This window comes from Protofrankia sp. CiP3 (genome assembly GCF_917627345.1).
In the GTDB taxonomy this organism is placed as follows: domain Bacteria; phylum Actinomycetota; class Actinomycetes; order Frankiales; family Frankiaceae; genus Protofrankia.
On record NZ_CAKJTM010000039.1, the window covers coordinates 43,572 to 46,743 of the forward strand.

Here is a 3,172-nt window from a genome sequence, read left to right on the forward strand (position 1 = left end):
CCTCCTCCGCCTTGCCGGACCGGGCACGGATAAGCCGCTCACTGACCGAACGCCCTATCCTCGGGCGCTCTAAGGGTACAAAATTGCGATCTCCTGAATCTCGACAAAATCGACCGAAAAGCTGATATCAATCGTGTGGGATACGCACCGCCATCGGTACGAGCTAAGAGGCTCCGGCAATAGGGCGTTCGATCAGGGAGCGGCGCCCGGGCGGATGGATCGCGAGGCGGCGGAGGGAGGCGCCCTGTGTTGGGCGCCGACCGACAACAACGACGCGAGGCGCCGACCGGGCGGCGTGAGCCGGACAGTCCTATTGCCGGAGCCTCTCAATCGGGCCTACAGGCCGAGGGCGCCGGGGTCCAGCCACCCCATATCTCCCGGGCGCCAGGAGGAAGACGTCGATGCGGGGCCGTCAGCCACTCGCCACCGGCGGCCGTTCGGGTTGGCCAGCCCTTCAACCATGCCACCACCGCCATTCAACCCGCGCACAACCGTCTTCCGGAGATTGTGATCCATCGCAGGCCGTCGCAGGCCGGCCTATCACCCCCGCACCGACCGAAGGTTCCGCCCTTCCGCACATGCCACAAGGCCGATCGTGTCTTTCCTCACACCCACTCCATAGGGCTTCCCTTCATCGAAAACGGGCGGTACAGGTCGCTACCAGATGGGATTCAGCCATGCATCGTGTCGCCGTCCTCGCCTTGGACCGCGTAATCCCATTCGAGACGAGCATCCCGGTGGGGATCTTCGGCGACGCCGCCCGGCCGGACGGCACACCGCTCTACGAGGTGGCCGTCTGTACCGTTGGCGGCCATCCCATGCACGCCGCCACTGCCAACAACAGAGCCGGGGCGTTGGCGGAGGCGGACACCGTCGTGCTTCCCGCCGTCCACCCAGTCGATGCGGTCATCCCACACGGGCGGCTGCGTGACGAGATAGCCGACGCGCTCGCCCGCATCCCAGCCGGCGCACGCCTGGTCTCGATCCGCACGGCGACGTTCATTCTGGCCGCCGCGGGCCTGCTCGACGGCCGCCGGGTCACCATCCACTGGCCAGACATCGACCGCTTCCAGCGCATGTTTCCCCGCGTGAAGATGGACCCCGACATGCCCTTCATCGACGACGGCGACGTGCTCACCTCCGCCGTCTCCGGTGCCGAGCTCTATCTGCGCATGGTCCGCCGCGACCACGGCAGCGAGGTCGCCACCCGGCTGGCTCGGCGTTGGATCATGTCGCCTTGGCCCGATGGGAGGCAGACCCAGCACATCGGACACCCTGTCCCAGAACCGTGGGAGGCCAGCACCGCCGCAACCCGTGCCTGGGCGCTCGAACGCCTACAGGAACCGGTATCCCTGCCCGACCTGGCCGCCCACGCGCGGATGAGCGTCCGCACCTTCACCCGGCGGTTCCGCCAAGAGGTCGGCCTCACCCCCGGCCAGTGGCTGACCGGGCAGCGGCTGCAACGAGCTCAGCACCTGCTCGAAAGCAGCGACCTGCCGATCGACCGCGTCGCTGAGCACGCCGGCTTCGGCGCCACCGTCTCCCTGCGCCAGCACTTCCGCACCGCCTTCGGCGTTCCGCCTGCCGCCTACCGGCGTACCTTTCGCGCCCGCAACGATTGCAACGCTTGACGCCCGCGTCGGGGGCGGTCTCCAGTCGACGAAGACCGCGACTCGTGGGGGCATGAGGTAGCCGATCTAGAAAAACCCCGCCAGTCCCGGAGGGGACGGCGGGGAGGAAGCGAGATCATCTCAGGCGCCCGCCGGTCACGGCGTCAAACAGCTGGCGGGCACAGAGCACGCCGAGGACACGATCCTCCTCGAATGGGACCAGTCGCACCCAAGCGAACACTTTCTGTGGTTCCATCGCAACGATTCGTCCAAATTTCTACAGGCCCGAGGGGCCGAGGCCCGCCGCGCGGGCGGACGTTGCGGGGCCCGCGGTCCCCGTATCGTTGGATCGCAGGCGTGGCTTGCGGCCTGTGCCGGTCACCCGCGGCCCCGAGGAAGTGCGATCATGACGACGGGCGAGGCGATGCTGGCCGCTCTTGGGTTCACCTGGGACCGGTCCACGGTGCTCCGGGATATTCCACGATTCTCGGTCGAGCGCGCGGTCTGGCGGTTTCACCGATCGTTGCCAGAATACGTGTGGGACGCCGCGGTGCTCGAGGGCAACCCGTTCACCTACCCCGAGGTCCAGACACTCCTGGACGGGATCACCGTCGGCGGACGGAAAATCAGCGACGAACGTCAGATCCTGAACCTCGCCGAGGCGGCGAGCGAACTCGCCCGGCTCGTCAGGACACACGAGTTCCGGCTGTCCAAGGAGGTCTCCGACAGGCTCCAGTTCCTGCTCGCCCGAGACGAGGCGCTGGAGCCGGGCCATTTCCGCGGCGAGGGCAGCGAGACGCTCACCCCTGGCGTCAGCCTCGGACAGCATGGCCGCTACCTACCACCCGCCACCGAGCGCGGCGGCGAGAGCCTACGCCGCGTCTTCTCCCAAGGCCTGGAATTCCTCTCCACTGAGATCGACTACGAGTTCGAACAAGCGGTCGCCTATTTTCTCTTCAGCTCTCTGCAACAGTTCTACTACGACGGCAACAAGCGCACCGCGCGGTACATGATGAATGGCCACCTCATGTCCCAGGGCATGGACGCCATCAGCGTCCCGGCCGCGCGCCGCCACGAGTTCAACGCCGCGATGGTGAACTTCTTCGTGCGCAAGGACGGCACCGGCATGTTCGGCTTTCTGGCATCCTGCCGCCTCGCCGCCGATGACGGAGTCCTGCCATCAGGTACGACCTAGATCGACTCGACACAGTGATGAGCGGGCCGGCGAGCGCCCGACCACCAGTGCCCGGTGCCCGCGGCTGGGACGACCGGGACCGATCCGCTCGGATGGTGACAGACCGCCGCAGGCCGGAAGCTCCGTGGGATACTGCCGCGGTGCACGACGGGGAACGTGACAGTACCGACACGGCGGTCGTATGCGGGGGCTGTCAACTGCCGCAGCTTGAGTATGCGGTATGATGCATGAGTGAACTTGAAGCAGTGGGCTGAGCGTGAGGGCGTGCATCACGTCACCGCGTACCGCTGGTTTCGAGAAGGCACGTTGCCGGTACCTGCCCGGCGGGTAGGTCGGTTGATCCTGGTAGAGCCGGAAGCCGTCGACC

At 66.9% G+C, this 3,172-nt stretch carries 2 protein-coding genes and 1 pseudogene; all 3 read left to right on the forward strand.

The features are described 5' to 3' along the window. The first annotated feature begins 677 nt into the window (after positions 1-677). A complete protein-coding gene (locus tag MJ797_RS14840; protein WP_239335171.1) occupies positions 678-1,631 on the forward strand; it encodes a GlxA family transcriptional regulator in 954 nt (317 codons plus the stop codon). 385 nt (positions 1,632-2,016) lie between these two features. Beyond that, positions 2,017-2,805: a cell filamentation protein Fic gene (locus MJ797_RS14845; RefSeq protein WP_239335172.1), complete on the forward strand. Its 789-nt coding sequence runs from the start codon at positions 2,017-2,019 to the stop codon at positions 2,803-2,805. A gap of 231 nt (positions 2,806-3,036) precedes the next feature. Then, positions 3,037-3,172, forward strand: a pseudogene (locus MJ797_RS14850) (IS607 family transposase); the annotation flags it as partial.